Source organism: Flavobacterium sangjuense (assembly GCF_004797125.1).
GTDB classification, from domain to species: domain Bacteria; phylum Bacteroidota; class Bacteroidia; order Flavobacteriales; family Flavobacteriaceae; genus Flavobacterium; species Flavobacterium sangjuense.
In genome coordinates, this window is the sequence record NZ_CP038810.1 from 1,112,905 (window position 1) to 1,135,205 (window position 22,301).

Annotated in this window: 20 protein-coding genes; 3 read left to right on the forward strand and 17 right to left on the reverse strand. The window is 34.9% G+C overall.

From position 1 onward, the window contains the following. Nucleotides 1–18 precede the first annotated feature (18 nt). The 3 genes from GS03_RS04900 to surE are packed head-to-tail and all read right to left on the reverse strand — an operon-like array spanning nucleotide 19 to nucleotide 2,596. Nucleotides 19–669: a C40 family peptidase gene (locus GS03_RS04900; RefSeq protein ID WP_246034180.1), complete on the reverse strand. Its 651-nt coding sequence runs from the start codon at nucleotides 667–669 to the stop codon at nucleotides 19–21. Between the two features lie 47 nt (nucleotides 670–716). Then, nucleotides 717–1,829: a lipid-A-disaccharide synthase gene (gene lpxB / locus GS03_RS04905; RefSeq protein WP_136151449.1), complete on the reverse strand. Its 1,113-nt coding sequence runs from the start codon at nucleotides 1,827–1,829 to the stop codon at nucleotides 717–719. Next, nucleotides 1,826–2,596: a 5'/3'-nucleotidase SurE gene (gene surE, locus GS03_RS04910; RefSeq protein ID WP_136151450.1), complete on the reverse strand. Its 771-nt coding sequence runs from the start codon at nucleotides 2,594–2,596 to the stop codon at nucleotides 1,826–1,828. The genes lpxB and surE overlap by 4 nt, the downstream gene beginning before the upstream one ends. A 202-nt stretch (nucleotides 2,597–2,798) precedes the next feature. On the opposite strand from surE, the gene GS03_RS04915 reads away from it, so the two are divergent. Further along, the gene (locus GS03_RS04915; protein WP_136151451.1) at nucleotides 2,799–5,069 is read left to right on the forward strand and encodes a carboxy terminal-processing peptidase; all 2,271 of its coding nucleotides are present in this window, start codon (nucleotides 2,799–2,801) and stop codon (nucleotides 5,067–5,069) included. A gap of 62 nt (nucleotides 5,070–5,131) precedes the next feature. On the opposite strand, the gene GS03_RS04920 is transcribed toward GS03_RS04915, so the two are convergent. The 7 genes from GS03_RS04920 to purH all read right to left on the reverse strand — a co-directional run bounded on the left by GS03_RS04920 (nucleotide 5,132) and on the right by purH (nucleotide 13,005). Continuing rightward, nucleotides 5,132–5,677, reverse strand: coding sequence for a hypothetical protein (locus GS03_RS04920; protein ID WP_136151452.1), 546 nt, complete (start codon nucleotides 5,675–5,677; stop codon nucleotides 5,132–5,134). An 88-nt stretch (nucleotides 5,678–5,765) separates the two neighbouring features. Further along, complete coding sequence (rodA, locus tag GS03_RS04925) at nucleotides 5,766–7,025, reverse strand: rod shape-determining protein RodA (protein WP_136151453.1); 1,260 nt, start codon at nucleotides 7,023–7,025, stop codon at nucleotides 5,766–5,768. A gap of 2 nt (nucleotides 7,026–7,027) precedes the next feature. Further along, nucleotides 7,028–8,983 (reverse strand): penicillin-binding protein 2, encoded by a 1,956-nt coding sequence (gene mrdA / locus GS03_RS04930; protein WP_136151454.1) that lies wholly within the window; start codon nucleotides 8,981–8,983, stop codon nucleotides 7,028–7,030. After that, nucleotides 8,980–9,486: a rod shape-determining protein MreD gene (locus GS03_RS04935; RefSeq protein ID WP_136151455.1), complete on the reverse strand. Its 507-nt coding sequence runs from the start codon at nucleotides 9,484–9,486 to the stop codon at nucleotides 8,980–8,982. The genes mrdA and GS03_RS04935 overlap by 4 nt, the downstream gene beginning before the upstream one ends. Then, nucleotides 9,479–10,306 carry a rod shape-determining protein MreC gene (mreC, locus tag GS03_RS04940; protein WP_136151456.1) on the reverse strand — a complete coding sequence of 276 codons (828 nt, stop codon included), beginning with the start codon at nucleotides 10,304–10,306 and terminating at the stop codon, nucleotides 9,479–9,481. The genes GS03_RS04935 and mreC overlap by 8 nt, the downstream gene beginning before the upstream one ends. A 57-nt stretch (nucleotides 10,307–10,363) precedes the next feature. Continuing rightward, nucleotides 10,364–11,392, reverse strand: coding sequence for a rod shape-determining protein (locus GS03_RS04945; protein ID WP_136151457.1), 1,029 nt, complete (start codon nucleotides 11,390–11,392; stop codon nucleotides 10,364–10,366). A gap of 53 nt (nucleotides 11,393–11,445) precedes the next feature. Beyond that, a complete protein-coding gene (purH, locus tag GS03_RS04950) occupies nucleotides 11,446–13,005 on the reverse strand; it encodes a bifunctional phosphoribosylaminoimidazolecarboxamide formyltransferase/IMP cyclohydrolase (protein ID WP_136151458.1) in 1,560 nt (519 codons plus the stop codon). 162 nt (nucleotides 13,006–13,167) lie between these two features. On the opposite strand from purH, the gene GS03_RS04955 reads away from it, so the two are divergent. Then, nucleotides 13,168–14,421, forward strand: coding sequence for an ABC transporter permease (locus tag GS03_RS04955; protein WP_136151459.1), 1,254 nt, complete (start codon nucleotides 13,168–13,170; stop codon nucleotides 14,419–14,421). Nucleotides 14,422–14,468: 47 nt separating this feature from the next. Here GS03_RS04955 and accD read toward each other — a convergent pair whose 3' ends face one another. The 3 genes from accD to tamL form a co-directional block, all read right to left on the reverse strand. Further along, complete coding sequence (gene accD / locus GS03_RS04960; protein WP_136151460.1) at nucleotides 14,469–15,323, reverse strand: acetyl-CoA carboxylase, carboxyltransferase subunit beta; 855 nt, start codon at nucleotides 15,321–15,323, stop codon at nucleotides 14,469–14,471. Between the two features lie 80 nt (nucleotides 15,324–15,403). Next, a complete protein-coding gene (gene fbaA, locus GS03_RS04965; RefSeq protein WP_136151461.1) occupies nucleotides 15,404–16,471 on the reverse strand; it encodes a class II fructose-bisphosphate aldolase in 1,068 nt (355 codons plus the stop codon). A gap of 49 nt (nucleotides 16,472–16,520) precedes the next feature. Beyond that, nucleotides 16,521–19,058, reverse strand: a complete 2,538-nt coding sequence (tamL, locus tag GS03_RS04970) for a translocation and assembly module lipoprotein TamL (protein WP_136151462.1) — start codon at nucleotides 19,056–19,058, stop codon at nucleotides 16,521–16,523. Nucleotides 19,059–19,095: 37 nt separating this feature from the next. Between tamL and GS03_RS04975 the strand changes: the two genes are divergently transcribed. Beyond that, on the forward strand, nucleotides 19,096–19,830 hold the full coding sequence (locus tag GS03_RS04975) for an RNA methyltransferase (protein WP_136151463.1): 735 nt from the start codon (nucleotides 19,096–19,098) through the stop codon (nucleotides 19,828–19,830). On the opposite strand, the gene porT is transcribed toward GS03_RS04975, so the two are convergent. Genes porT through GS03_RS04995 form a run of 4 tightly spaced genes read right to left on the reverse strand, consistent with a single transcriptional unit; the run spans nucleotide 19,827 to nucleotide 22,165 of the window. Next, the gene (gene porT, locus GS03_RS04980) at nucleotides 19,827–20,537 is read right to left on the reverse strand and encodes a type IX secretion/gliding motility protein PorT/SprT (protein ID WP_136151464.1); all 711 of its coding nucleotides are present in this window, start codon (nucleotides 20,535–20,537) and stop codon (nucleotides 19,827–19,829) included. The genes GS03_RS04975 and porT overlap by 4 nt on opposite strands. Before the next feature lie 22 nt (nucleotides 20,538–20,559). Continuing rightward, complete coding sequence (gene ubiE, locus GS03_RS04985; protein ID WP_136151465.1) at nucleotides 20,560–21,291, reverse strand: bifunctional demethylmenaquinone methyltransferase/2-methoxy-6-polyprenyl-1,4-benzoquinol methylase UbiE; 732 nt, start codon at nucleotides 21,289–21,291, stop codon at nucleotides 20,560–20,562. Nucleotides 21,292–21,347: 56 nt separating this feature from the next. Continuing rightward, nucleotides 21,348–21,830 carry a dihydrofolate reductase gene (locus tag GS03_RS04990; protein WP_136151466.1) on the reverse strand — a complete coding sequence of 161 codons (483 nt, stop codon included), beginning with the start codon at nucleotides 21,828–21,830 and terminating at the stop codon, nucleotides 21,348–21,350. Continuing rightward, nucleotides 21,827–22,165 (reverse strand): 2TM domain-containing protein, encoded by a 339-nt coding sequence (locus GS03_RS04995; protein ID WP_136151467.1) that lies wholly within the window; start codon nucleotides 22,163–22,165, stop codon nucleotides 21,827–21,829. The genes GS03_RS04990 and GS03_RS04995 overlap by 4 nt, the downstream gene beginning before the upstream one ends. Nucleotides 22,166–22,301 lie beyond the last annotated feature (136 nt).

The following is a 22,301-nucleotide window of genomic DNA, read 5'->3' on the forward strand; positions in this document are numbered from 1 at the left end:
CTAATTCTTGCAAGAAAATTATTCTATAATTCTGTTGATTTGTTTAAAAGTTCTTTCGTAATACGATTCTTTTAAAGACGAAATAATCACACCGCTTTGGGTTGAGGAATGAATAAATTTAATTTCGTCGCCGTTTATTTCGACTATCATTCCGACATGATTTATACGTCGCTGACCGCGATTGATAAAGAAAATAAGGTCACCTTTTTTGGCTTTTTCCGGGTTAATCTGTACTCCAACTTCAGCCATTTCGTGTGAAGAGCGTGGAAGCGTAATGTCATATTTTTTGAATGTGGAATACATTAAACCGGAACAATCAAAACCCGCTGGAGTTGTTCCGCCAGCACGATAATTCACGCCTAAATTATCAGAAGCACTATTGATTAGTTGCTCTACCAAATAGTTTGAATCTTCATTTTTAATAATAATATCCGATTCGTTTTGGTCATTTATTTTTGAAGCCTGCTTTTGATTTGGAGTCGGAGTAACGTGTTTCGCTACCAATTCTCTTTTGTTTCTTTTATTTATGAGCGTATTATTTTTTGCTAAAACAGGTTCAGTATAAATCCCTTTTTTTACAGCAGCATCTTTTGAAGTTATAATGCTTGATGTTGGTTTACATGCCGTAAACAATAAAAGAATCGCTGCTATTAATAGATAATATTTCAAGAAAATAATTTTTTGCGAAGATAAAACTTTGAAGCCGATTTAAAAAACTACTTCAAATCATTTAGGATTAATTTAGCAGTTTTTTCACTAGCGCCAATGCCTCCAAGTTTAGATTCTAAATCGTCATATTTTTTCAATAACGCTTTTCTGTGGTTTTCTTCCAATAATTTAGAAAGCTCCTGCTTTAAATTTTTAGAGTTGAATTTATCCTGAATAAGCTCTGTCACCACTTCTTCATCCATTATTAAATTCACTAACGAAATATACTTTAAAGTAATAATCCTTTTGGCAATTTGATACGAAGCCCAACTTCCTTTATAGCAAACAACTTCAGGAACTTTGAATAAGGCAGTTTCCAAAGTTGCTGTTCCCGATGTTACCAAAGCAGCCTTTGCAAAACTTAGTAAATCATAGGTTTTATTCGAAATAAATTTCACATTTTTAGTTGTCAAAAATTGTTCATAGAAATGATATTCCTGACTTGGTGCACCTGCTATTACAAATTGATAATCCGGAAAATCAGTTACAATGCTCAACATAACGCTAAGCATTTTCGAGATTTCCTGTTTCCGGCTTCCGGGAAGAATGGCGATAATTGGTTTTTCGTCCAGATTGTTTTCTTTTCGAAAAGTAGCTTCATCTGTTTTAACTCGGTTATGAATGGCATCAATCAACGGATGACCAACAAACACAACCGGAAAATGATGTTTTACTTCAAAAAAATCTTTTTCAAAAGGAAGAATGACAAACAGTTTATCAAAATCTCTTTTTACGGCTTTGATTCGATTTTCTTTCCATGCCCAAATTTGAGGCGCAATATAATAATGCGTTTTGATACCTTTCAATTTTGCCCATTTGGCAATACGCATATTAAAACCCGGATAATCAATAAAAATAATCACATCAGGATTGAATTTTTCAATATCGGCTTTACAGATTTTGATGTTATTCAGAATGGTTTTCAGATTCATCACTACTTCTGCAAAACCCATAAACGCTAGTTCGCGGTAATGTTTTACTATAGTACCGCCAACATTTTGCATCAAATCGCCACCCCAAAATCTAATATCGGCAGAAGCGTCTTCTTTATAAAGTGCTTTCATTAAATTGGAACCGTGTAAATCTCCCGAAGCTTCGCCGGCAATTATATAGTACTTCATAAATTCCAAGTGTTAAGTTGGGCAATAGCATGATGTGCTGTTAAATCAAACTGCACCGGAACTATAGAAATGTAACCGTGCGCCAAAGCCCATTCATCAGTATCTTCGCCTTTATCCTGATTGACAAACTCTCCGGTTAACCAATAATAATCTTTGCCATAAGGTGTTTGTCGCTTATCAAACTTTTCCATCCAAATGGCTTTCGCCTGACGGCAAATTTTAATTCCTTTAATTTCGTTGGTTTTTAGTTTGGGGAAATTTACATTCAAAACAGTTCCTTCCGTTAGTTTTTTAGCCAAAACTTCTAAAGCAATTTTTTTGATGTAAGGTTTTATTTGTTCAAAATCGGCATTCCAATCATAATCCAATAAAGAGAAACCAATAGCGGGAATTCCTTCAATTCCGGCTTCAACAGCAGCACTCATCGTTCCGGAATAAATAACATTAATCGAAGAATTTGAACCATGATTAACACCTGACACGCATAAATCGGGTTTCTTTTTCAGGATTTCATTGACTGCCAATTTTACACAATCTACCGGTGTTCCCGAACAGCTGTATTCTGTAATAGCGGTATTTTCGCCTGAAATTTTATTCAAATATATAGTGCTGTTGATGGTAATGGCGTGTCCCATGGCGCTTTGCGGACTATCCGGAGCCACGACTATCACTTCGCCGATTTCTGCCATAACTGAAATTAAGGCCCGAATTCCAGGAGCATTTATGCCGTCATCGTTGGTAACTAAAATCGTAGGTTTGATGCTCATTTTTGAAATTATGTAACTAGCACAGTTTTTGTGCGTCTTATGTTCAGCAAAATTAAACTATTTTTAAGATTTGTATAGCTGCATTTTCATAACTTTGAACCAGTATGCTATGTAAATCAATGAGAATAACGATTTTTAACAAAAAATTATCTCGATAAGAAATTCTTGGCATTGTTTTTTGTTTACTTTAGACTAATAATTAATGATTAAAATAATTCAATTTATGAAAAGAAACTATAAAGTGCTTCTGGTAATTACGTTATTATCAGTGGCGTTATGGAGTTTTATGCCAAAAGAGAAATCTTCTGATCCTGAGAAAGATAAAATGTTGATAGAATTATTGACGTTCGTTATCGAAAAAGGACATTACCATCCGGCAGCTATAGACGATACTTTTTCAAAAGGTGTTTATAAAGATTATCTGAATGCATTAGATCCATCTAAAAGGTTCTTCATGCAATCGGATATTGATGAGTTTGCCAAATATGAAACTCAAATCGACGACCAAATCAAAAACAAAGATTTGACCTTTTTTGATTTGACTTACACGCGACTAATGCAAAGAATGGAGGAAAGTAAAGCCTATTATAAATTGGCTTTAGAAAAACCATTTGATTACAAAAAATTGGAATCAATAAATACAGATTACGAGAAATTACCATTTTGTAAAAATGCCCAGGAACTGAAAGAAAGATGGCGTTTGCAAGTGAAATTATCTACTTTGTCTTCGTTAGTTGAGAAACAAAAATTAGAAGAGGATTTAGCCAAAGATAAAAACAAAACATTAGAAGAAAAATTAAAGGATTTTAGAGCTAATCAAGGTGACAAACTTACACCAGAATCAGAAAAGAAATTCATTGCTGATTTTGAGAAAAGAAAAAATCAAGCGCCAAAAGGGTATGAGCAACTTGAAAAAGAGACAAGAGAAAGCACATTAAATTCTTTGAATGACAACTTCAGTTTTATCAAGGATTTGGATAGAGAAGATTGGTTTTCTATTTATGTAAATGCGATTTCTTCTCGTTTTGACCCGCACACATCTTATTTCGGGCCAAGTGAAAAAGAGAAATTTGATGTTAGCATGAGCGGAAAATTAGAAGGAATTGGCGCTCGTTTGCAAAAGAAAAATGATTTCACAGAAATTACAGAGTTGATTTCCGGTGGTCCGGCATGGAGAGGAAAAGAACTTGAAGCCGGAGATATCGTTCTGAAAGTAGCCCAAGCTGATGCCGAACCGGTTGATGTTGTAGGTATGCGTTTAGACGACGTTGTCAAAAAAATAAAAGGGCCAAAAGGAACTGAAGTGCGTCTAACTGTGAAAAAAACAGATGGTTCTATAAAAGTGATTACTATTATTCGTGATCAGGTTGAAATTGAAGAAACCTATGTGAAATCAAGTGTTGTAGAGAAAGATGGTTTCAAATATGGAATAATTTATTTGCCAAAGTTCTATATCGATTTTGAAGACCAAAACAGTCGTGATGCAGGAAAAGATGTTGCAATAGAAGTAGAGCGATTGAAAAAAGAAGGCGTTCAGGGAATAGTGATGGATGTTAGAGATAATGGAGGTGGTTCTTTGAAAACTGTCGTTGATATTGCAGGATTGTTTATTGAGCAAGGACCAATAGTTCAAATTCAATCAGCATCTGGGAAAAAGGAAGTGTTGTTTGACAGAGATTCGAAAGTACAGTGGGATGGTCCATTGGTGGTTATGATTAATGAATTCTCGGCTTCGGCTTCAGAGATTTTAGCAGCGGCTATTCAAGACTACAAAAGAGGCGTAATCATTGGAAGCAAGCAGTCTTATGGAAAAGGAACGGTTCAAAATGTAATTGATTTAAATCAGTTTGTTCGTGGAAGTACTTATGGAGATTTGGGCGCATTAAAAACAACTACTCAAAAATTCTACAGAATAAATGGTGGTTCTACTCAATTAGAAGGAGTGAAGAGTGATATCGCTATTCCGGACAGATATTCTTATCTGAAAATGGGAGAAAGAGATATTGACAATGCGATGCCATGGGATAAAATTGATCCGGCTGATTATAAAATTTGGGACAAACAGAACAACTTTGATTTAGCTATTGCAAAAAGCAGAGAAAGAATGAGTAACAACGCTCAAATGAAACTGATTGATGATAATGCTAAATGGTTGGATGAAAGAAATAAAGAAAACGTTTATAGTTTGAACATTGATAAATTCAAGGCTGAACAAAAAGCATTAGACGAAAAAAATAAAAAATACAAACCAATTGTTGATTACAAAAACGCGTTTGATTTTAACTCACTTCCTTATGAAGTTGAAGAAATGAATAAAGATTCTGTCCTTAAAGAGAAAAGAGACAGATGGCATGAAAGCTTGTCAAAAGATATCTATATAGAAGAAGCGATTCATATTCTAAATGATTTGCAATCTGAGAATAATAAAGGATTGACAACAAAAATTAAAAAAGATAAACTAGTAAAATCGTAAATTGATTTTATTGTTCTAAAGAAAAAGCCATCTCGTTGAAAAATGAGATGGCTTTTTTATCATTAACCTCTTAATTTGTTGAGCTCCTTTTCAGTTTTATCAAGATCTTGCTGCAATTCTTTTATTTCTATTTCCTGTTTGCTGATTTTAATGTTTTGCTTTTCGATTTCAATATCTGTTAGCTTTCCTTTTCGCTTATCTTTTGCTAATCTGGATTTCATTTTTTCAAGTCGTTCTTTTTCTTTGGTAATCTTTTCTTTTGTCTTGATGACATCCTTTTCAGCATCAGCAATTCTGTCTTGTTCTTTTTCGAAACGTCTTTGCTCTTTTTCTAATTTTCTTTGTCCTTTTTCTACAGCTTTAGCCTCTTTTTCGGCTTGTGCTTTAATTCTTTCGGCTTCTTTTTGTGTTTCTAATGTAGCTTTTTGGATTTCTAAAATTTGCTGATCCGTGAGAACCGGAGTTGTTTTTTCTTTAACAGCAGCATCAACCTGTACTTGTTTTAAAGCAATGGTATCTACGGGTTTTACAGTTGTATTAGGAGCTTCCTGAGCCATTGCCGGAACAATTTTCACAAGAAATAATAATGTAATTAGTTTTAGCTTCATAATTATAAATTTAAATGAATACTAAAGGTATGAAGAAACTATCCCTTATAAAAATGAGTTGAAATTTTTAAGCAAAACTTTAACGTAGTTACCACTCATTCACCTTATTGGCATCCATTTTTAGGAAGATAAAAAGCAAAATGGTAAAACCCCAAAGTCCGGAACCACCATAGGAAAAGAATGGAAGCGGAACTCCGATTGTTGGGAATATACCTGCCACCATAGCAATATTTACAAAAAAGTGAATAAACAATATTCCGGCAACACAATAGCCATAGACTCTACTAAACTTGGTTTTTTGCCTTTCGGCTAAATAGATAATCCGCATGATTAAACAAAGGAAAAGACCAATTACAAAAAGACAGCCCAAAAATCCCCATTCCTCACCAACTGTTGTGAAAATATAATCGGTGTGTTGTTCCGGTACGAAACCACCTTTTGTCTGAGTTCCTTCAAGATATCCTTTGCCAAACCAACCACCGGAACCAATAGCAATTTCAGATTGATTGGTATTATAACCAATACCTTTCATGTCGACTTCTTTTCCCAAAAGAATATTAAATCGGTCTCTGTGATGTTGTTTAAAAACATTGGTAAAAACATAATCCACCGAAAAAACAAAACCACTAACCATCAGAAATATCAGGGAACTCAATATCCAGTTTCTGTTTATGATTCGGCTTCTGTAGTATATAAAAAGGATTACGAATAAGGCGATTCCGATTAGTACTAAAGGTTTTAATATCAAGGCTAATACAAATAAAACTATTGCAATAAATCCGGTCCAAACATACCAGGAAGGCAATCCTTCTCTATATAAAACCAATATAAAAACACTATAAATTAAAGCACTTCCGGGATCATGTGGGACAATTAATAATATGGGTAAAAATAGAATCCCAAGTACTTGTATCTGCCGGTTCAAATCTTTTAAATTTACCTGAACATCACTTAAATACTTTGCCAAAGCCAATGCAGTTGCGGTTTTCACAAACTCAGAAGGTTGTATACCAAACGATCCAAATGAGTACCAGTTGGCCTGACCTTTTATGGTTTTTCCAAAAACAAATAGACCCGCTAATGACAATAAACCAATAACATAAATCACACTGGAAAATTTTTCATAAAACTTTCCGTCAACGGATAACACGACAAATATTAATGGAATCGTAAGGATGATAAACATAAATTGCTTACCATATATTTGAGTAAAGTCAAAAATCGAAGCTTCCTGTTCTATAGAAGACAATGAAGACGAATAGATATTCAGCCAACCCATTAACACTAAAACAATGTAGATGACAACACTTATCCAGTCCAGATTATTTGTTACACTTTGATTTTTCATTTTTAATTTCCTGATGTATCCCTTACTTTAATTTGTGGTTTTACAACTTTAACTTCCGGTTTTATTTCGAGTGGTTTTGCAGGACCATCAATTTTTGATTTAATCAAAGTATCTACAATAGGATTTGCATAATATTTATTGTATTCGCTTTGAAGACTTCCTTCTAGCATTCGTTTTTCTAAATCGGTTCTGGTAATTTTTCTTTTGATATATTTTTCAATCATCAAACTCGTAATTGGACCAGCCCAACGTGCTCCCCAATACCCATTTTCTACAAAAACAGCAATGGCAATTTTTGGATTATCCTTAGGTGCAAAAGCCACAAAAATAGAGTGATCCTGAAGTTTTACCCTTTTTCCATTAATTTTTGCAAAATTTTCAGCTGTTCCTGTTTTTCCGCAAATGTCTATTCCTTCAACATTTAAACCATGTGCTGTTCCCATATTATAAACATCAAACAATCCGCTAATCATAGGTTCGAAATATTTTCTGTCAACGGTGGTTACATGTTTCGTTGTGAATTTTTTATCAATAGCATGGCCTTTGATCTTTTTGATGATATGAGGCGTATAATAATAACCACGATTTGCAACAGTTGCAATCATATTGGCCAATTGAATAGGAGTCATTAAAACTTCCCCCTGACCGATAGCATTAGAAACAATCGTCCTACTTGACCAACCCCAACCCGGATACATTTTTTTATATGTCTTGGATGTAGGTAGATTACCTTTCTTCCCTGTTGGTAAATCATAACCCATAAATTGTCCTAAACCAAAACTCTTTAAGTGATTACTCCACACATCAACCCCTTTTGGTGGATTGTTATATTTGTCAATGGTTCTCATATATGAAGTAGAGAAGAATGTGTTGCAGGATTCATAAATTCCACGATGTAATTGTAAAGCACCACCGTGACAATGGCATTTCATAAAACGACCTGGAGCATAACTAAATCCGTGATGGCAGTTAACCGAAAAATTCTCATCAATCGCGCCTTCCTGCAAAGCAACTAATCCGGTTAGGATTTTGAATGGCGAACCGGGCGTGTATTCTGCCAACAAACCTCTATCGTATAATGGTTTTGCAATAGAGTCTTTATATAAAGTAGTATAATTTTTAGATCGCTGTCTTCCCACAAGAATTGCAGGATCATAAGACGGAGCAGTTACCAAAGCTAAAATTTCACCGGTTTTTGGTTCGATTGCTACAATTCCACCTCGTTTGTTAACCATTAATTCTTCACCATACTTTTGAAGTTCGGCATCAATACTCAAATTAATATCGCTTCCCTGAACGGCAATGGTATCAAATCTTCCTTCTTTATAGGAACCAATATCTCGGTTGTATTTATCCTTTTGAATGTATTTTACGCCTTTTACACCACGTAAAAAATCTTCGTAACTTTCTTCAACACCTTGTCTTCCAATTAAATCGCCGCTATTGTAATACTTATTTTTTTGGATGATTTTATCATTCACCTGAGTAATAAATCCAAAAACATTCGCGCCAAAAGCGACTTGATAATCTCTTAAAGCACGTTTTTGAATATAAAATCCTGTAAAATTACGCTGTACTTCTTGAAAAGCAGCATATTCTTTTTTATTCAGCTGAGATAAAAAAACTGAGGGAAGTCGTGGACTGTAAACTTTTGCTTTGGCAATTTTCTTGTCGTAGTCTTCTTTAGTGATTTTTAATAAAGAACAAAATTCATCAACGTCAATATCTTTAACGTCTTTTGGTATAACCATGATATCATACGAAGGCTGATTGGCAACTAAAAGTTTGCCATTTCTATCATAAATATAACCGCGTTCAGGATAATCATATGCTATTTTAATAGCGTTATTATCCGATTTTAATTTCAGTGTATCATCGATTACTTGTAAATAAAAAAGACGTAAGACAAGTAAAATCGTAGCAATAAAAATAATGGTGGGTAACAAAACCTTTCTCATCGCTTACTTGGCTTAATGATATAGATGATAATAATACAAGTGATAATCGTAAAAACGGTACTCAATACGGTACGGACTAAAATATCCCAAAGGAAACTTACTTTGAAAACTTCGAGAACAAACAATACAAAGTGATGCAGTACGATGGCAATAAGTAAAAATGAAAACCGTTCAGGAGTTAAAACATCATTGAGTTTAACGGTTTGATATTCGTAACTCAAACCAAATGAAAATTTAAAAATTGCGGGTCTGTAATAGGCAAGCACTAAACATGCTGCGGCATGAACGCCACCCGAATTCCAAAACATATCCATTAGTAATCCCAAGAAAAAACTAGCGACTAATAAACCGCTTTTGTTTCCGTTTACAGGATATAAAATAATGAAAAGGACATAAGGAAACGGATTGATAAAGCCAAAAAGATCAATTCTGTTGAATATCAAAATCTGTGCTGCAAGCAACAAGACAAATCGGGCAATATTTGCTAATAAGGCACTATTCATCTTTCTTGCTTTGATTTTCTAAATTGGTAATTTCTTCTGTGTCTTTATTTTTAATAATATACACATGTCCCAAATTGGTCATGTCATTGAATAGCCTGATGTCCAAAGTGTAATAGTTGGTTTCGTCGTCAATGTATACTTTGTCGATAGTTCCAATACCAATATTTTCCGGGAATATGATTGATTGGCCACCGGTTACTATGGTGTCGCCTTTACGAACTCCTGCCAATCTTGGGACATCTATCAACTGAACAAAACCTGTGCTTTTACCATTCCACACCAAAGAACCAAAGTGATTTGATTTTTTAATCTTGGCATTGATTTGAGATTTCACATTTAAAACACTGATGATAGTAGCGTAATTTTTCGAAGTCTTATCTACGATTCCAACAATTCCGGCACTGTTAATTACACCCATATTAGGTTTGATTCCCGAAGCCGCACCATTGTTAATCGTGATATAATTTTCCAGAATGCTATACGAATTGTGAATCACTTTGGAAACAACAATATCCATTTTCTTAACTCCTTTAATGGAGTCTAGCTGAGGTAATTTAGTGGTGTCTTTTTGATTGAATAGCAGCGATTTCAAACGGGCGTTTTCTTTAGCCAGTTCTTCATTTTGCTCTCTTAAGCCAAAATACTCATCAACGTTGTTTATCTTTTCGTAAATCCCGCCGGTAAAGAAATTGGCAGAGCTTATGATTTTACTTTTATGATAAGAATGCGACTGAATAGTCAACGTAAACGATAATACCAAAAGCAGCAAAAACAGTAAGCGATTACTGTTTTTAAGTACAAAATTAAATATTTGCTGCATGGTTTAGCTGTATAAATGTATAATGTAAACTGTATACTGAAAACTGAGTACTGAATACTATTTTATAAGTATGCTTCTGAATTTCGGAATGTTTTTAAGAGCCATTCCGGTTCCGCGAACAACCGCTCTTAATGGATCTTCCGCAATATATACCGGTAAATCTGTTTTTTGAGAAATACGTTTGTCTAATCCTCTTAACATCGAACCTCCACCCGCAAGATAAATACCGGTGTTGTAAATATCGGCTGCTAATTCCGGAGGTGTTTGCGATAAGGTTTCCATGATGGCATCTTCAATACGTTGTATTGATTTGTCCAATGCTTTTGAGATTTCTCTATACGATACTTCAACCTGTTTTGGTTTACCAGTCAATAAATCTCTTCCTTGAACTGACATATCTTCTGGTGGCGTTTCTAAATCATCAGTAGCCGCACCAATGGTAATTTTGATTTTCTCTGCAGTGCTTTCACCCACAAATAAATTGTGTTGCGTTCTCATGTAATACACTATATCATTCGTGAAAACGTCACCAGCAATCTTAACCGATTTATCACAAACAATTCCGCCTAAAGCGATAACTGCAATTTCAGTTGTTCCACCACCGATATCTACAATCATGTTTCCTTTTGGTTGCATAATATCGATACCAATACCAATTGCCGCTGCCATTGGTTCGTGAATAAGATAAACTTCTTTTCCGTTTACACGTTCGCAACTTTCTTTTACCGCACGCATTTCTACTTCAGTAATACCGGAAGGAATACAAACCACCATTCTAAGTGCCGGAGTAAACATTTTTTTCTTTAACGCCGGTATACTTTTGATGAACATGCTGATCATTTTTTCAGACGCATCAAAATCGGCGATAACCCCATCTTTCAACGGACGTATGGTTTTTATGTTCTCATGTGTTTTTCCCTGCATCATGTTGGCTTCTTTTCCAACAGCGATAATTTTTCCCGATATTCGGTCTCTGGCAACAATTGAGGGGCTGTCAATTACAACTTTGTCGTTGTGTATTATCAGAGTGTTTGCGGTACCAAGGTCAATTGCAATATCCTCGGTCATGAAATCAAAAAATCCCATATATTTTATTAGGGTTAATGTTTATAAAAATTTAACGCACAAAGTTAAACAAATTAATGTTTAAAATGACGTGTTCCGGTAAATACCATTGCAACTTTATTTTCGTTACAAAAATTAATACTAAGCTCGTCTTTTATCGAACCACCAGGTTGAATAACAGCAGTAATTCCAGCGTTATGAGCGATTTCAACACAATCCGGGAAAGGGAAAAAAGCATCACTTGCCATTACTGCACCATTCAAATCAAAGCCAAAAGTTGTCGCCTTTTCAATCGCTTGTTTCAACGCATCTACTCTCGAAGTCTGACCTGTTCCTGATGCTACTAATGTACTGTTTTTTGCAAATACAATCGTGTTTGATTTGGTATTTTTACAAATTTTTGATGCAAATAATAAATCGTCAATTTCCTGCTCGGTTGGAGTCGTGTTTGTAACGACTTTTAAGTCTGATTTTGCGTCAGTAATGTTGTTTCTGTCTTGTATCAATAATCCATTTAAAGCAGTTCGTACCTGACGACTTGGAAGTTCAACATCATGCTGAATTAAAATGATTCTGTTTTTCTTTTCAGATAAAACCGCAATCGCTTCGTCATCATAACTTGGCGCAATTACCACTTCACAAAAAAGTGAATTTATTTCATTAGCTGTGGCCAAATCAATTTTACCATTCGCAATCAAAACGCCACCAAAAGCCGAAGTTGGATCACCAGCCAAAGCCGCCAGATATGCATCCTTCATATTATTTCTAGTCGCCAATCCACATGCATTATTGTGTTTTAAAATGGCAAATGTTGGTTCGTTATTTTTGAATTCCAAAATCAAATTTACAGCAGCATCAACGTCTAACAGATTGTTATACGACAATTCTTTGCCATGGACTTTGGTAAACATTTTATCAAAATCGCCAAAGAAAAAACCTTTTTGATGTGGGTTTTCACCATATCTCAAAATCTGACCGTTATCAATACTGGCTTTGAAAATAGTTTCGTCTGTATTGAAATAGTTGAAAATAGCGGTATCGTAATTGGAAGAAACATGAAAGGCTTTGGTTGCCAACAATTTTCTTTGTTCCAAAGTGGTTGCTCCGTTTTGAGTTGAAATCAAATCAAATAAAATCGAATATTCATTTACTGAAGCCACGATGACAGTATCATTAAAATTCTTAGCCGCAGCACGAATCAGGGAAATACCACCAATGTCAATCTTCTCGATAATATCTTGTTCACTTGCTCCGGAAGCTACTGTTTTTTCAAACGGATATAAATCCACAATCACCAAATCAATTTGTGGTATTTCAAAATCTTTCATTTGGGCAATATCCGTTTCGTTGTCCTGACGGTTTAATATTCCACCAAAGATTTTTGGATGCAATGTTTTTACTCTTCCGCCAAGAATCTCCGGAAAAGAAGTAACTTCTTCAACAGGAACAACCGGAATTCCTAAATTGTTAATGAATTCTTCTGTTCCACCAGTGGAATAAATCGTTACGTTTTGTTCATGTAGTTTGCGAACGATCGGCTCTAATCCGTCTTTTGAAAAAACTGAAATCAGTGCCGATTGGATTAGCTTCGTTCCGTTCGGCCTTTGGCCTTGGGTGTTTTTTGTAGTGCTCATTGTGTAGTTGTGTTTAAGCCAACAAAAGTAGTTTTTTTACGGGCAAAATTCAAGCATGAAGTGTAACAATATTTTATTTTTTGACACCAATACAGCAATCTAAAAAATAGTGCGGATTTTCATTATTTTTATCGAAATTTACAACACCATAAACCAAGCTGAATGTTACTTTACTTAAGACTGCTCAAAGAAAGTTTTGCTTTTGCCATGAATGCGCTGCGCAACAATAAGCTGAGAACCATGCTTTCTTTATTGGGTGTGACGATTGGAATATTTTCTATCATTGCGGTCTTGGCTGCCGTTGATTCCTTAGACAGAAAAATCAAAGCAGACTTAAGCACTTTAGATAAAAACACGATTTATTTAACGAGTCAGTCTTTTGGTCCAACCGATGTTCCGCGTTGGAAAAGAGAGCAGTTTCCTGCTGTGAAATATGAAGAGTATCAATACCTGAAAACAGCTTTAAACGATGTTGAAAATTCTTGTTTTCAATATTTTACGGGTAGTCAGAATATTAAGTTTGAATCAAAAACCGTTTCTAATGTAAATATGGTTCCGGTTACGCATGAATTTGTGGATATCCAAAGAATGGAGTTTAAAGAAGGGCGCTTTTTTAATGAATTGGAATCTAATTCGGGAAAACAAGTAGTGGTTTTAGGGCATGATATTGCGGAACAGCTTTTTGAGAATGCTGACCCCATTGGGAAAACGGTGCGCATATACGGTAATCGCTTCACAGTTATCGGAGTTACAAAAAAGAAAGGTTCGGGAATGGATATTGGCGGTGGGGATGATACTTCGGCTTTTATTCCTTCAAATTTTCTTAGAGGTCTATACGGTGATAATAATGATAATGTATTGTGTGTTGTTGTTATAAAACCTGAGAAAGGTGCTGATATAGAAGGGTTAAAAGGAGAAATTTCACAGAAACTTCGCAGTTACAGAGGTGTAAAACAAGGAGAAATCGACAATTTCTTTATCAATATACTTTCAGGCTTTACCGATATGATTGACAGTCTTATAGGAAGTCTAAAAATAGGAGGTTGGATTATTTCCGGGTTTTCGCTTTTGGTTGGTGGTTTTGGGATTGCCAATATCATGTTTGTTTCGGTGAAAGAAAGAACCAATTTAATCGGAATTCAAAAATCATTGGGAGCCAAAAATAAATTTATACTTTTTCAGTTTCTTTTCGAAGCGATTATCCTTTGTGTTATAGGTGGAATGGTAGGCTTACTTCTGGTCTGGATAATCGCCATGATTTTAACCAAGGTATTGGATTTTGAATTTGTGCTTAGTATGGGCAATATTATTCTTGGAACAAGTTTGGCTGCCATTATTGGACTAATTGCCGGAATTCTACCTGCCGTTTCTGCTTCACGATTAGATCCTGTGGAAGCAATTAGAAGTGGGATGTAGTAATTAAAAACAATAAAAAAACCCTGAGTTAAAGCTCAGGGTTTTTATTATCTAATATTCTGATTTAAAATCAAATCGAGATATAAATTAATCTTGTCTTTCAATTCTTTTCTTGGTGTAATAAAATCAAGGAAGCCATGATCTAATACAAACTCAGCCGTTTGGAAACCATCCGGTAAATCTTTTCCGGTGGTATCACGAACAACTCTCGGTCCGGCAAAACCAATCAAAGCACCAGGCTCAGAAATGTTTACATCGCCAAGCATCGCATAAGATGCAGTTGTTCCACCTGTTGTTGGGTCAGTACATAAAGAGATGTACGGAATTTTAGCTTCGGCTAATTGTGCCAATTTTGCAGACGTTTTTGCCAATTGCATCAATGAATACGCAGCTTCCATCATACGCGCACCACCCGATTTTGAAATCATCACAAAAGGCACTTTGTTTTTGATCGAATAATCAATTCCACGGGCAATTTTTTCACCCACAACAGCACCCATTGAACCACCAATAAAGGCAAAATCCATACAGCAAACTACCAAATCTTTTCCTTTTGATTTTCCAACAGCAGTTCGAACAGCATCTTTCAATCCTGTTTTGTCGATAGCGTCTTTCAGTCGGTCTGAATATTTTTTGGTATCCACGAAATTTAGAGGATCTTTAGAGGTCATCTTAGCATCCAATTCCTTGAATTTGTTGTCATCAAATAAGATTTCAAAGTATTCTTTACTTCCAATTCTAACATGGAAATCATCTTCCGGACTTACCCAAAGATTTCTAGCCAATTCGTCCTGGTCAATAATTTTTCCCGTAGGCGATTTATACCAAAGTCCTTTTGGAACGTCTTTTTTATCTTCGGTTGCAGTGGTAATCCCTTTTTCTGTTCTTTTAAACCAAGCCATAATTTTATAGTTATGAGTTAAAAGTTATAAGTTATGAGTTAAAAGCATCAACTTATAACTCATAATTCATAACTCATAATTTACAATGTGTTAACGTTGTTCAAGTCAGCAAACGCTTCTTCTAATCTTTTGTTGAAAGTCAGTTCGCCTTCGCGTATCCATTTTCTTGGATCGTAGTGTTTTTTGTTTGGAGAATCTGCTCCGTCAGGACTTCCGATTTGTGTTTTCAAATAGTCAATATTCTTAATCATATAATCACGGATTCCTTCAGTGAAAGCAAATTGTAAATCGGTATCAATATTCATTTTGATTACACCATATGAAATTCCTTCTCTGATTTCTTCAAGCGTAGAACCTGAACCACCATGGAAAACAAAATCAACCGGATTGTGACCTGTGTTGAATTTATTTTGGACATAATCCTGAGAATTTTTCAAAATCTTCGGAGTAAGTTTTACGTTTCCTGGTTTGTAAACGCCATGAACATTTCCGAAAGCTGCCGCGATAGTAAATCTAGGCGAAACTTTCATCAACTCTTCATAAGCATAAGCTACTTCTTCAGGTTGCGTGTATAATTTTGAGCTGTCAACATCTGAATTGTCAACACCATCTTCTTCACCACCTGTTATTCCAAGTTCGATTTCCAACGTCATTCCCATTTTGCTCATTCTTGCCAAATAGGTTTTACAGATTTCGATATTTTCTTCGATAGGTTCTTCCGACAAATCAATCATGTGGGAAGAATATAATGGTTTTCCGGTTTCGGCAAAATGCTTTTCAGAAGCATCTAACAAACCATCAATCCAAGGCAATAATTTTTTAGCGCAATGATCTGTATGAAGAATCACCGTAGCACCATAAGCTTCTGCCAAAGTATGAATGTGTTTTGCCCCTGCAATTCCACCTGCAATGGCTGCTTTTTCGCCTACATTTGAAAGCCCTTTCCCTGCATTATAAGCGGCACCACCATTAGAAAATTGAATAATAACCGGAGCATTTAATTTTGCAGCAGTTTCCAAAACACCGTTAATTGTACTTGAACCAATTACGTTTACTGCCGGAAGTGCAAATCCTTTTTCTTTTGCGTAAGCAAAAATTGCCTGAACTTCATCTCCTGTTGCTACTCCTGGTTTTATATTGTGAGCCATTGTTTGTGTCGTTTTTAAGTTAAGTCTACAAAAATAATAATTTCTAATTTTAGAAAGGATAATTTATTCCAATATTTAAAACGGATTTGTCAAAACGCATTTCTTTCAACCATTTTTCACCTTCCGGATTAGCTGGATTGTAAGTTTTGAAACCCAAATCTATTCGCACTATAAAGAAATTGAAGTCATATCTAAATCCGAAACCGGAACCAACCGCAATGTTTTCCAAAGATTCTAAACCTGAAAAAATAGCGTCCGGATTAGTGGCAATATCACTTATATTCCAAATATTTCCGGAATCAACAAACAAAGCGCCATTTAACTTTTGGAAAATATTGAAACGAAATTCTGTACTAAACAGTAGTTTCATGTTGGCTTCATTAAAATCATTAATCGAACCCGTTTTCCCCGGACCTAAACCATACGACTGCCAGGCACGAATATCATTAGTTCCGCCGGCAAAATAACTTCGCGAGAAAGGAACGCTGTTTGAGTTGCCATACGGAATCGCAATTCCACCAAAAGCTTTGACAGCCAATACTTTTTTACGGGTTAAATCCCAATGCTTGATATACTCAAACTCGGTTTTAATGTATTGCGAAAATGCTACACCAAAAGAAGTTTTTGAATTGGTTTCTGTTTGATTAGAAGCTCCGGCTATCAGAGACATTAAATTTCCGGCCGATTCTACCTTCGCTTTGATAGCATAAAAACTGTTGTCGGATAAATCTTTTTGAGATGTTTTTGAAAAGGCAATACTCGATGCAACAATCAAATTGTCTTCTGTCAATCTTCCTCTTTGTTCAACGATGCTATTGATGGCTTTAGTGTCATTGCCTGAAGGTACAATTACACCATTGTTGACATCGCTCAGGAAACTATTGACACCTTCATTAATTATTAAATTCCCATTCGTGTCAAAATAACTTGGGTCAGCACCATAAGTAGTTGCGAATTGATTTAAAGCTTTATAAGAAGAACGATAAACATTAAAATAGTTGCCCGGATTTATGTTTTTCACAAATTGAACGTTGAACAAATCAAAACGGAACGAAGTGCCTTTCCTTGGTGTCCAGTTATAAACCAATGAACTGGTAAAATTTTGTTTGTCTAATCCGATGTTGGTTTGCTTTGAATAACCTACACTAATTGTAGTGTACGGAATCATCGTTTTAGGGATGATTTTGTCTGTTTTGAATGGTAAAAACAAACGCGGAAAATTTAATTTGGCATCAGTTCCAATTTCCGAAATGTTGAAAAAATTATTGTTCGGATTGGCAAAATCTTTTGAAGCACCGATACTTCCTCTAGCCCCAATTTCAAAGGTTTCAGCACCATTGAATACATTTCGGATACTCAAAAATGTATTTCCGGATATACCAAAATCCTGTATGTTAGAATGGATGAAATCGGTAGAAAAACCAAACGTATATTTTTTTCTTGGCGACAAATAAATATTAGCAATCAAGCCATTCTTTTGATTTTTATCTTCAATATATTGAATCAACGGATAATTGAAAACCTTAAGATTACTCAAATATTTTGAAGTCAGTGTCGTTTTGTTGTCCGAAAAATAATTGCCTTTGGTTACAAAAATACCATCTGTAATTGCTTTTGGACGGTACTTCAATTTGTTAACGCTATACAAAGTGAAATCTTTATAAACCGTGCTGTCTTTAATCGGAAGATTTTGATTGGCCGGACTATGGTCGGTATAAATGTTAACCTTACTGATTTTATACAATTCAAAAGGAACGCTGTACAAACTATCTTCAACTCGTATAGATTCGTTTTCAATATTCAAATCTACATTAGCAAGATGCTTACTTTTTATGGAATCAATTACATAGGTTACATAGTTTTGTTGAAAACGGAAGGCGCCATTGTTTCTGAAATCTTCTGTAATTCTAGCTTTTTCGGCATCGAAATTAGAATATTCAACTCGTTTCCCCGGTTTTATAAACGAATTTCTTTTTCTTAATTGATAAATAGAATCTAATGGTTTGCTCGAAATATTGCTGTTAATACTATCAATTATATAAGGATTTCCTTTTACGATGTCGTAGCGGAGTTTTACTTTTTTTGGACCAATGCTGTCAATTTTATAGCTACCGGTAACATCAAAATAACCGCGTGTATAATAATAATACTTCAAACGTCTAAGCGATTTTTTTGTACTGACAGTATCTAAAATTACAGGTGCTTCACCCGTTTTTCTGAGGAAATTATGAACGCCCGAATACCAAAAAGATTCGCCTAGTCTTTTGACTTGCTTTTTGGAAAGCCATTTTACTTTTCGCTTGTATTTTTTTGGATTTTTGGCAAACTTGGCTCTGTAAATAGAGTCCGTTTTTTGTTTGGCCAAATTGTAAATATTCAGTCTTAGACGATAACCAAGAATAGAAGTGTTTTGTTTTTGGTACAACTGATTGAAAACATCTTCAACGTTGTTTTTTTTACCGTCGACAATAATATTGTTTTTGGTTAGGAGGCTTTTACCATCAGGAACTCTTTTTGTAGTGTTGCAGCCAAAGATAATTAGCCCAATTAGAATAAATAATGATATTTTTGTGATATTCTTTTTCAAGTGCTGCGAAATATTTAATTCAAAAATACATTATTTTATGGTTAGTAAAAACCAAATAAAATTAATTACAAGTCTTCAACATAAAAAATTTAGAACCGAGCACCAATTGTTTATAGCTGAAGGTGTAAAGGTAATACAGGAATTGTTAGCATCAAATTTTGTGCTGGAACATTTATTCGAAACTGAAGCTATTTTTGAACAAGTATCCATTTCTCAAAAAACAGTAATAAAAGAAGCTGACATGAAGCGAATTACAGCTTTGAGTTCGGCAAGTTCCTGTTTGGCTATTTTCAAAATTCCATCGCCAACCAAAATAGATACTAAAGGATTGATTGTCGCTTTGGATGATATTCGTGATCCGGGAAATTTAGGGACAATCATTCGACTTTGCGATTGGTTTGGCGTTACCCAATTGTTGTGTTCTTATGAAACTGTAGATGTGTATAATCCAAAAGTAATTCAGGCAACCATGGGTTCTATCAGTCGGGTAAAGATAAATTATGTTGATTTGAATGATTATGTTTTGCAAAGTTCACTTCCGGTTTTTGGTACTTTTATGGATGGAAAAAATCTTTATAAAGAAACCTTACCTAAAGAAGCCATTTTAATTCTCGGAAACGAAGCCAACGGAATTTCGGCAAGTTTAGAAAAAAGTATAAAAAACAGAATTGCTATTCCAAGATTTGGCGACATCCAAAAAACGGAAAGCTTAAATGTGGCCACCGCAGCTGCAATTTTCCTGAGTGAGTTCAGAAGAGAATCTGAATCTTAGTGGAATGTAAAATTGATAAGCACCGCACGGGTTTTCATCGATTGAATATTTCCTGTCCAAGGACTATTTGGATCAACATCACGGATTAATTCATCTTTCAATCCAAAAACACCACGAATAGAAGGTGAGAATTTGAAATACTCAAAATACAAATCAACACCAAAACCCACAGTATAATTCTGCGTCCACGGTTTAACTCTAAATTTTTGCTCTAAATTATCATCTTTGGATTTAGAATTGCTCGAAAGATTTAAGGTTGATGACAATCCGCCAAGAAGGTAAGGTCTAACGTTTCCGGTTCTCAAGGAAGAAAATTTCAGGATAAGCGGGAAATCAATATAAGTAGCTTTTACTTCTCTTACAGCATCTCTTTCGTTTGTGAATTCCGAATAAGTTAGTGTTCTGCTGGCGTAATATAATCCCGGTTCAAATCGTAACTCTATATATTCATGCAGACGAAGCACACCAACCAATCCGACGTTAAATCCCGAATGACCTTTAACATCTATAAGTTTGTTCGGTGCAGGATTTGTTTTAAAATCGGTTTTAAAATCAAAAGTGCTAAACCCCAAAAAGTAACCCCAATACACACGTTGTTTATCAAAATTTTCCAAATTGATTATCGGATCTTTTGTAAACATACTTTTGCCCAATTGTGCGTTGGCGTATATTGAAAGTAGAAGAAATAGAACTACTATTTTTTTCATATTGTTACTAGAAAAGTCAATTTCATTTTTTGGTTGCTGTATAAATGGTAGCAACACCAAACGTTTGTGGCATAGCTTTACATTCTATAAACGAAATTTTACGCAATATATTGTTTAAATTTTCTCCAAAAGGAAAATTTGCCGCAGATTCGGATAAGTAGCCATAAGCATTATTGTCTTTCGAGAAAATTTTTCCAATAATAGGTAAAATAAATTTGGTGTAAAATGTATATCCTTGTTTGAATGGAAATTTAGTCGGAACTGAAGTTTCTAAAATCACAAAAATGCCATTAGGTTTTAAAACCCTATAGATTTCAGCTAAGCCTTTTTCCAGTGTTTCAAAATTTCTGATGCCAAATGAAACCGTAATCGCATCAAAATAATTATCAGGATAAGGCATGTTTTCGCTGTCTCCCAAAACCATTTCTATTTTATCCGATAGTTTTTTGGCTTCAATTTTTTGCTTCCCAACTTCAAGCATTCCGGCTGATATGTCAAGACCAATAATCTTTTTGGCAGAAGTATTCGACATCATAATCACCAAATCACCGGTTCCGGTTGCAATGTCAAGAATGGTTTCCGGATTTTTTTCGGCTACTAATGCAACTACTTTTTTTCTCCATTTCATATCAATACCAAGCGATATAACCCGGTTCAGGCCATCATAGTTCCCGGAAATGTTATCAAACATTTGGGCAACCTGTTCTTTTTTGCCCAAGGATGAATCTTTATATGGCGTGATAATCTTTGACATGCGTGATTTTTTTGGCAAATATAAGCCAATATTTTAATTAGAAGAGTTCTCTAAATTTACTTTCTTAAATAGGTTTGAAACGTAAAATCGAATTGATGTTTTTCGTCTTTTGGATGGAATTCGGAAGCAGTTAATTCCCATTTACTCAAATCGATTTCAGGGAAAAAAGTATCAGCATCAAAAGTGTGATGCACTCTTGTGATGTCTAGTTTATCACCTATTTCAATAGCTTGAGTGTAAATTTCGCCACCGCCAATGATGAATGTTTCTTCCTCTTTTGGACAAATGGCAATCGCTTTTTGCAACGAATCCACCACGATGCAGTTTTCAGCAGTATACTTTTTTTGACGGGTAATAATAACGTGCGTTCTGTTGGGTAATGGTTTTGGGAAACTTTCAAAAGTTTTTCGTCCCATAATAATATAATGACCTGAAGTTACATTTTTGAATCGTTTGAAATCATCAGGCAAATGCCAAAGCAATTGGTTGTCTTTGCCAAGCGCATTGTTTTCGGCAACAGCAGCAATAAGTGTAATCATTCGGCCGCTGGTTTTGAATTTTCCAAATCGTTTTTTAGTTTTTCTATTTTGTTGGCTTGTCTTAGCATTAACTTATCAATTTGCTCTCTTTCCCAATGCTTATTCATAAAGTTACTCACCACAAAAACCCTTATAACATGAAGAATAAATAGAAAAATCCAAACCGTAACCGCCCATGTCCACCAGGTTTTATCAGAATATAATCCTAACCATTTATTGGCTATAATTAAAAAAAGACTGCCTAAGCAAAGCACTATAAAATGATAAAACAAGCCTTTTTTTTGCTTGATTCTATCTCTGGCATATTCATATAATTCGTGTTGTTCTGCTTCCATAAGGCGAAATTGTGGCTTAAAGGTAAAATTTATTTTTAAAATGACGAAATATGATTTTATGATATTGTATTAAGAAAACGTTTTCTTAATCAGAGATGCAAAATTAAAAGCACTTTAAATTATACATCTTCTTCTA

Bases quoted from the DNA above. Each gene is read 5' to 3' on its own strand.
- ubiE (WP_136151465.1), bottom strand. From the start codon at position 21,291: ATGTCAAAGATTATCACGCCATATAAAGATTCATCCTTGGGCAAAAAA.
- lpxB (WP_136151449.1), bottom strand. From the start codon at position 1,829: ATGAAGTACTATATAATTGCCGGCGAAGCTTCGGGAGATTTACACGGT.
- GS03_RS04975 (WP_136151463.1), top strand. From the start codon at position 19,096: ATGGTTAGTAAAAACCAAATAAAATTAATTACAAGTCTTCAACATAAA.
- mrdA (WP_136151454.1), bottom strand. From the start codon at position 8,983: ATGAGAAAGGTTTTGTTACCCACCATTATTTTTATTGCTACGATTTTA.
- mreC (WP_136151456.1), bottom strand. From the start codon at position 10,306: ATGCAGCAAATATTTAATTTTGTACTTAAAAACAGTAATCGCTTACTG.
- GS03_RS04995 (WP_136151467.1), bottom strand. From the start codon at position 22,165: ATGGAAGCAGAACAACACGAATTATATGAATATGCCAGAGATAGAATC.
- GS03_RS04915 (WP_136151451.1), top strand. From the start codon at position 2,799: ATGATTAAAATAATTCAATTTATGAAAAGAAACTATAAAGTGCTTCTG.
- GS03_RS04920 (WP_136151452.1), bottom strand. From the start codon at position 5,677: ATGAAGCTAAAACTAATTACATTATTATTTCTTGTGAAAATTGTTCCG.
- surE (WP_136151450.1), bottom strand. From the start codon at position 2,596: ATGAGCATCAAACCTACGATTTTAGTTACCAACGATGACGGCATAAAT.
- GS03_RS04990 (WP_136151466.1), bottom strand. From the start codon at position 21,830: ATGATTACACTTATTGCTGCTGTTGCCGAAAACAATGCGCTTGGCAAA.
- GS03_RS04945 (WP_136151457.1), bottom strand. From the start codon at position 11,392: ATGGGATTTTTTGATTTCATGACCGAGGATATTGCAATTGACCTTGGT.
- purH (WP_136151458.1), bottom strand. From the start codon at position 13,005: ATGAGCACTACAAAAAACACCCAAGGCCAAAGGCCGAACGGAACGAAG.
- rodA (WP_136151453.1), bottom strand. From the start codon at position 7,025: ATGAAAAATCAAAGTGTAACAAATAATCTGGACTGGATAAGTGTTGTC.
- GS03_RS04955 (WP_136151459.1), top strand. From the start codon at position 13,168: ATGTTACTTTACTTAAGACTGCTCAAAGAAAGTTTTGCTTTTGCCATG.
- GS03_RS04935 (WP_136151455.1), bottom strand. From the start codon at position 9,486: ATGAATAGTGCCTTATTAGCAAATATTGCCCGATTTGTCTTGTTGCTT.
- fbaA (WP_136151461.1), bottom strand. From the start codon at position 16,471: ATGGCTCACAATATAAAACCAGGAGTAGCAACAGGAGATGAAGTTCAG.
- porT (WP_136151464.1), bottom strand. From the start codon at position 20,537: ATGAAAAAAATAGTAGTTCTATTTCTTCTACTTTCAATATACGCCAAC.
- accD (WP_136151460.1), bottom strand. From the start codon at position 15,323: ATGGCTTGGTTTAAAAGAACAGAAAAAGGGATTACCACTGCAACCGAA.